Source organism: Pigmentiphaga sp. (assembly GCF_019689535.1).
Taxonomy (GTDB): Bacteria; Pseudomonadota; Gammaproteobacteria; order Burkholderiales; family Burkholderiaceae_B; genus Pigmentiphaga.
In genome coordinates, this window is sequence record NZ_JADGHH010000181.1 from 1 (window position 1) to 6,940 (window position 6,940).

The window sequence follows — 6,940 nt, forward strand, 5'->3', positions numbered from 1 at the left end:
GCAGCAAACCCCACACTGAAACCCAAAGACAAGGACGGCTGCGCCGTCCGCGCTATCCTTCCCCGCCCTGAACCGCGGGGCTTGTCGCGCACCGGGTCACGAGCACGGGCTCGCCGGGCCATGCGGGCTTCGAAGTCGCCGGCCACCCAGAGCGGCCGCGTTCGACCGCATCGGAGTTGTACACGGCCCAGCCGCGCCGCAAGAAATCGTTGAGCCAACCCGGGCGGCCGTCCGGCGTGGTTTCGTACGTGACACCAGTCAGCCCGCCGCCGTGCCAGAGCAGAAGCGGAACCGCGCCCTTGCGGTTTTCCGGGATGAAGTACTGCACGTACATTTGTCCCACCACATACGTGCCGTTCGGGTCGATCTTGGCCGGCACGCCGGTGGGCGTGAACCTCACCTCGCGCACGGGCTCGCCGGAGATCACGAACTTCTCGCCGCCGATGTGAAACGACCCCATGTCGCTCAACACGATGGGCTCTGCCGACAACGACCCCACCCATGCCGAAGCGGCCAAAGCGGCCGCCACCGTCCATTTCTTCATCTCTCGCCTCCGTTGCGCTGCGCCTGGGCCGGTGAACCGCGCGGCAACGTTCCAGACGCTGCTTGAAAAAAACCCGGCTGTCGCCGGGCACCCCTCCATGCACGCTCCCCAGGGCGGGGAGCGACAAAGCGTCCGGGGACGGCCTCGGCCGCCCCGTCATGATTGCTGGATCAGTCGGCGGTGATCTTCGCCGTCTCGACAACCTTCCTCCAGCGGGCGACTTCGGACTTGACGAACTCGCCCAGTTGCTCCGGCGTACTGCTCTGCGGATCGGCACCCTGCTCCTTGAACTTGGCGATCACTTCCGGATCACGCAGCGAAGCATTCAGCACCTCGTTCAGGCGGTTCACGATGGCCTGGTCCGTGCTGGCCGGCGCGAACAGCGCGTACCATTGCGGCACGCTCACGCCCTTGATACCCAGCTCTTCCAGGGTGGGCACGTCCTTCAGCACTTCAGAGCGACGATCGCCCGCGAGCGCCAAGGCCTTGATGCGGCCAGTGGACAGGTGCGGATACGCGCTGAACAAGCTGGGGAACATGACCTGGGTGGTACCGGCCAACGTATCGGTCATGGCCGGGGCCGAACCCTTGTACGGCACGTGCAGCATGTTGATGCCGGTCACCATCTTGAACAGCTCCGCCGTGACGTGGGGAGCGGTCCCGACGCCGGCCGAAGCGTAGCTGAGGCTTTGCGGATCTTTCTTGGCCTTGGCGATCAGCTCCTGGACCGAATTGACGCCGGCGGTCGAGGACACGACCAGCAGCGTGGGCGAGCTCGCCAGCATGCCGATGGGCTTGAAATCCTTCACCGGGTCATAGCGCAGCTTCTGCAGCGCCGGGTTGATGCCATGGGTGGCGATGTAGCCGAAGAGCAGCGTGTAGCCGTCGCCCGGCGCGCGGGCGACGAACTCGCTGGCGATCGCGCCCTGGGCGCCTGCCTTGTTGACGACGATGATGGTTTGCTTGAGGTGCTCGCCCATCTTCTGCGCGATGACGCGCGCGAAGGCGTCGTTGCCGCCGCCCGGGGCGGTAGGCACGACGATGGTGATGGGCTGTTCGGGCCAAGCGGCCTGAACGTTGGCTGCACCGGCGGCGAGCGCGAATGCAGTCAAGCCGGCGGCCAGCGCCGGAACTCGGATCGAGGCTTGCATGAGAGAGTCTCCGTATCGGTCTTCGGACTTGCCGAAGCTGGGCGCCGCCCGACACCCGCCAGGGGCGAATGCACGGACGACCGCGTTACTAAAACGACATCAAAACAAATGGGCGGGCACGTACAACTGCCCTTCCATAATTTTCCTGGCGGTGCGGATCAGGCTTGCGCCGCGGACTTCGAGCGAGGATGTCCCCTCGCGCAATTCCACGTCGACGTCGATGCGGCCGGCCGGATGCGCCACGCCTATGCGATGCATGCCTGGCGAGCGCGACGTCGCCCCCAGGTCGAACGCCACCGTGCCCGGCGTGACGAACGCCGTGGCCACGCCGATCGCGCCGGTTACCGCGTGGGAGCGGTGGCACTTGTGCGGCGTGAAATACCGCGACGTTACCGTATTGCCGTCCTCGCCCTCGCTGACCAGCACGGGCTTGGGAATGACGCTGTCGGCCACGTCGCCCAGCCCCATCCGCAATCCCGCCTCGCGCCGCAGCGACTCCAATCGCTCGAGCAGCTCGGCATTGGCGTCCAGCTGCGCCGGTGTTTCGCGGCCGGAGACGCCGAGCGACGCGGCGCGCACGATCATCATCGGCATGGCGGCGTCGATGCACGTGACCGACACGCCGTCGATGACGTCTTGCAGGTGGCCCGTCGGGAACACATTGCCCGTTACCGAACCCCAGGCATCGAGGAAACTCAACCGGATTGGCGCACCGGTGCCGGACACGCCGTCGATGCGCACGTCGCCCTCGTACTCCGTGCGCCCGCCGGGCGTCTGCACGATGGCGTCTATGGTCGAGCGCGTATTCACGTTGTAGATACGCACCCGGGTTTCACCGTCTGCTGCCTGCACGAGGCCTTGGTCGATGGCGAACGGCCCCACGCCCGACAGCATGTTGCCGCAATTGGGGCGGGTATCGACCAGCTCCGTGTCGACGGCGACCTGGGCGAACAGGTAATCCACGTCGCACCCCGGCCGCGTCGAGCGCGACACGATCGCCACCTTGCTCGTCAGGCTATTGCCGCCGCCAAGGCCGTCGACCTGCAATTCGTGGGGCGACCCCATTGCAGACAACAACACGCGGTCGCGCTTGGATACGTCCTGCGGCAACCACTCGGCGCGGAAGTAAGGCCCACGGGACGTCCCGCCCCGCATGAGCACACAAGGTATGGCTTTTTGCATGCTGACATGATGAGGCGTGCAAAACCGAAAGTAAATTGCAACTTTTATATAATTTAATGCATGGCACGCATCAATTTCGACCTGCAAGAATTGCAGGCTTTCGTCGCCGTTGCAGAGCGCTCGAGCTTTCGCGCGGCGGCGGAAGACTTGCATTTGTCCCAGCCCGCCCTCAGCCGCCGCATCGAAAAACTGGAGGCGATCCTGGGGGTGCGCCTGCTCGACCGCACCACCCGCCACGTCTCCCTCACCAATGTCGGGCGCGTCTTCCTCGAGCGCTCCCGCGCGGCGCTGGACGAGCTCGAAGGGGCCATGCTCGGCGTCAGCGACCTCTCGGCCCAGCTGAGCGGCCTGGTCACGGTCGCCTGCGTGCCCTCGGTCGCGTACTACTTCCTGCCCTCGGTGCTGCGCGAGTTCACCGCCAAGCACCCCCGCATCCGGGTCCGCGTCATCGACGAAGGCGCCAATACCGTACTGAACGCCGTCATTTCCGGCCGCGCAGACTTCGGCGTGAATTTCATCGGCACCCAGGAAACCGAGGTCGAATTCAAGGCCATCTTCAAGGAAAGCTTCGTCCTGGCGGCGCGCCGGGACCACCCCCTGGCGCAGCGCAAATCAGTCACGTGGGAAGACCTATCCGGCGAACGCCTCATGACCGTGGACAAAGGCAGCGGCAACCGGCTGCTCATCGAAGCCGCCCTGGCCAAGAGCGGCAAACACTCGCAAAACGCGATCGAGGTGAGCCACGTCCTCACGCTGCTGGGCATGGTCGAGGCCGGGCTGGGCATCGCCGCGGTGCCCCAGCTGGCCCTGCCGCTCACGACACACCCCACGCTGGTAGGCATCCCCTTGGGCAAGCCCCGCGTGAGCCGCACCCTCGGCCTCATCTCCAAGCACGGCCGGGCGCTGTCACCGGCAGCCAACGTCCTCTACGCCATGCTCAGGAACGCCGGGCGCGCGGCCAAGAGCTAACACCCCTGGGCGATTAAGGGCAGTTAGCGCTTACCGACTTTCCCGCCGCGTGCGGGCAGGCGCGCCCCGCTAGCCCGCCCGGTCGATCAAGGCCAGCGCTTCCCGTATGGCGTCCACGTCGGTGGGCCGCACGAGCCGCGCGACTTCCCGGCCTCGGTCGAGGAAAATCAGCGTCGGCCACAGCTTGACGCCGAACGACCGCCCCAGCGCCCGCCCCTTGCCGTCCTCCACCTTCACGTGCCTGACCTTCGCATGCCCCTCGAATGCAGCCTCCAGCAGCGGCTGCGCCGCCTGGCAATACCCGCACCACGGCGCCCCGAACTCCAATACCGTGGGCTCCTCCAGCGCATCGATTTCAGCTCGCGCAGGCTCGTAGGTCGCGTAGACAGTGTTCATAGACATGCGGGCCTCCTATGCGGCCAGTATATAGAGTGGCGTGCGCAATCCTTAGAGTGGCGTGCGCAATCCTCATTCCCGCGCACACTCCCCCGGAAAGTTTTGCCGCCGATCGGGGAAGCAAGGCCCCAGGCCCCTCCACCAGCTAAAATCCCCCTTTGACACACAGATTTCCCCAACCTCCGTCCATGTCGCGCACCCTCTTCGTCACCACCGCCCTGCCCTACGCCAACGGATCCTTCCACATCGGCCACATCATGGAATACATCCAGGCCGACATCTGGGTCCGCAACATGCGCATGCAAGGCCATACGGTCCACTTCGTGTGCGCCGACGACGCCCATGGCGCGCCCATCATGCTCAAGGCCGAGGCAGAGGGCATCACCCCGCGCGAACTGGTCGCGCGCATCGCCGCCGAACGCCCCAAATACCTCGAGGGCTTCCACATTGCCTTCGACCATTGGCACTCGACCGATTCGGACGAAAACACCGAGCTGTCGCGCCAAATCTACCTCAAGCTGCGCGAAGCGGGCCTGATCGAAACGCGCACCATCGAACAGTTCTACGATCCGGTCAAAGGCATGTTCCTGGCCGACCGCTACATCAAGGGCGAATGCCCCAAGTGCGGCGCCAAAGACCAATACGGCGATTCCTGCGAAGTCTGCGGCGCCGTCTACGCGCCCACCGACCTGCGCAACCCTTACTCCACGCTCACCGGCGCCACGCCCGTCCTGAAGAGCTCCGAACACTTCTTCTTCAAGCTGTCCGATCCGCGCTGCTATGCCTTCCTGCAAGAGTGGACGGCAAGCGTCAACCGAAACGGCGCACCGCGCCTGCAGCCGGAGGTTTACGCCAAGACGCGGGAATGGCTCGGCGAAGCGGGCAAGCTGGCAGACTGGGACATCTCCCGCGACGCACCGTATTTCGGCATCGAGATCCCTGATGCGCCAGGCAAATACTTCTATGTCTGGCTCGACGCCCCCGTGGGCTACCTGGCTTCGCTCAAGGCGTATTGCAAGAAAGCCGGCATGGATTTCGACGCCCTGCTCGATCCGCAATCCGATACCGAGCAGTACCACTTCATCGGCAAGGACATCGTGTATTTCCACGCCCTGTTCTGGCCCGCGATGCTGCACTTTGCGCAGCGCAAGACGCCCGACGGCCTGCACGTGCACGGGTTCATCACGGTCAGCGGCGAGAAGATGTCCAAGAGCCGCGGCACCGGCATTTCGCCGCTGCGTTACCTCGAGCTGGGCATGAACCCGGAATGGCTGCGCTATTACATTGCGGCCAAGCTCAATGCCCACGTCGAAGACCTGGACTTCAACCCCGAGGATTTCGTCGCCCGCGTCAACAGCGATCTCGTCGGCAAGTACGTCAACATCGCCAGCCGCGCCTCGAATTTCATCATCAAGCATTTCGACGGGCAGCTCTGCTTCGAAGGCAAGCTGCCCGGCGAGCTCGAAGCGGAGCTGGCAGCCGCCGCGGAGTCGGTCCGCACGGCTTTCGAAGCGCGCGAATACGGCAAGGCCATTCGCGAAGTCATGGCCGCGGCGGATCGCATCAACCAAGCCTTCGATGCGGCCCAACCCTGGGTGCTGGCCAAGCAACTCGACGATGCTGGCAACAAGCGTGCGCTGCACGAAACCTGCTCGCGCGCCTTGGCCGGGTTCAAGGCGCTTTCGGTGATGCTGGCCCCGGTGCTGCCTGCCCTCACCCGCCGGGTGGCGCGCGAGCTATTCGGGCTGGGCCGCGATTTCCAATGGAGCGACGTCGCGGTCGCGCCCGAGCGCATCGCACCGTACAAGCACCTGGCCCAACGGGTCGATCCCAAGCTGCTGGATGCGCTGTTCGAGCCGCCCGCCGCGCCGGCCCCGGCTGCGCCCACGCCGGGCGGCGAGGCCATCGCGCCCACCATCACCATCGACGACTTTGCCAAGGTAGACCTGCGCATCGCCAAGATCGTGGACTGCCAGCACGTCGAGGGCTCGGACAAGCTGCTGCGCCTAACGCTGGACGTAGGCGAGGGGCGCACCCGGAATGTGTTTTCGGGCATCAAATCGGCCTACAAGCCCGAAGACCTCATCGGCAAACTGACGGTGATGGTTGCCAACCTTGCCCCGCGCAAGATGAAGTTCGGCGTCTCCGAAGGCATGGTGCTGGCCGCCAGCCACGCCGACGAAAAAGCACACCCCGGAATCTACGTGCTCGAACCGACGAGCGGTGCCCAGCCTGGCATGCGCGTACGCTGAAACCTTCCCCGCGCGCCTGCCGGCGTCCAGGCGCGCGGCATGCCCGGTGCCGGCGGGCTCAGCGCTGGCCGGCTTCGGCGGGCTGGGCAACGCCCGGCTTGCGCTTGGCCCGGTTCACCACCATGCGGTCGTGCAATTCCCGGATGGCGGAAGAACCGGTGCTGACGAACAGGAAGGGAAAGATTCCGTGGAGGAAGCAAGCCATGGCCGCAGTCAACATGCGCCAGGCAAAGCTCCACGCCGAGGCAAGGTGCTCGAGATAGGTCTCGCCCACGGATGCCGGATGGGAGGTAAATGACCAATTACGCATGGGACGGAATCGCGGAGTTGAGGACTGCATTTACTCTATCAAGGCAGCCTGTCAAAATTTCTGCAAAATTGCGCCCCTCAAGCCAAAAAAGGGGAAATTTTTCCTCTATCTTGGCCAGCTTAAAGAATATTTTTTG

7 protein-coding genes are annotated in these 6,940 nt (G+C 64.8%); 2 read left to right on the forward strand and 5 right to left on the reverse strand.

Annotated features, from left to right (window positions below):
• Positions 1-52: 52 nt before the first annotated feature.
• The 3 genes from IRZ12_RS14085 to IRZ12_RS14095 form a co-directional block, all read right to left on the reverse strand.
• On the reverse strand, positions 53-544 hold the full coding sequence (locus IRZ12_RS14085) for a hypothetical protein (protein ID WP_296469557.1): 492 nt from the start codon (positions 542-544) through the stop codon (positions 53-55).
• 170 nt (positions 545-714) lie between these two features.
• Positions 715-1,695, reverse strand: coding sequence for a tripartite tricarboxylate transporter substrate binding protein (locus IRZ12_RS14090; RefSeq protein ID WP_296469558.1), 981 nt, complete (start codon positions 1,693-1,695; stop codon positions 715-717).
• A gap of 99 nt (positions 1,696-1,794) precedes the next feature.
• Positions 1,795-2,877 (reverse strand): 4-oxalomesaconate tautomerase, encoded by a 1,083-nt coding sequence (locus tag IRZ12_RS14095; protein WP_296469559.1) that lies wholly within the window; start codon positions 2,875-2,877, stop codon positions 1,795-1,797.
• A 60-nt stretch (positions 2,878-2,937) separates the two neighbouring features.
• Here IRZ12_RS14095 and IRZ12_RS14100 point away from each other — a divergent pair, with 60 nt between their 5' ends.
• On the forward strand, positions 2,938-3,846 hold the full coding sequence (locus IRZ12_RS14100) for a LysR family transcriptional regulator (RefSeq protein ID WP_296469560.1): 909 nt from the start codon (positions 2,938-2,940) through the stop codon (positions 3,844-3,846).
• Positions 3,847-3,915: 69 nt separating this feature from the next.
• On the opposite strand, the gene IRZ12_RS14105 is transcribed toward IRZ12_RS14100, so the two are convergent.
• Entirely contained in the window at positions 3,916-4,248 is a 333-nt protein-coding gene (locus IRZ12_RS14105; RefSeq protein WP_296469562.1) for a thioredoxin family protein, read from the reverse strand.
• Between the two features lie 182 nt (positions 4,249-4,430).
• Here IRZ12_RS14105 and metG point away from each other — a divergent pair, with 182 nt between their 5' ends.
• On the forward strand, positions 4,431-6,494 hold the full coding sequence (gene metG, locus IRZ12_RS14110) for a methionine--tRNA ligase (RefSeq protein ID WP_296469564.1): 2,064 nt from the start codon (positions 4,431-4,433) through the stop codon (positions 6,492-6,494).
• A 58-nt stretch (positions 6,495-6,552) separates the two neighbouring features.
• On the opposite strand, the gene IRZ12_RS14115 is transcribed toward metG, so the two are convergent.
• Positions 6,553-6,804: a DUF6356 family protein gene (locus tag IRZ12_RS14115; RefSeq protein ID WP_296469566.1), complete on the reverse strand. Its 252-nt coding sequence runs from the start codon at positions 6,802-6,804 to the stop codon at positions 6,553-6,555.
• Positions 6,805-6,940: the final 136 nt, after the last annotated feature.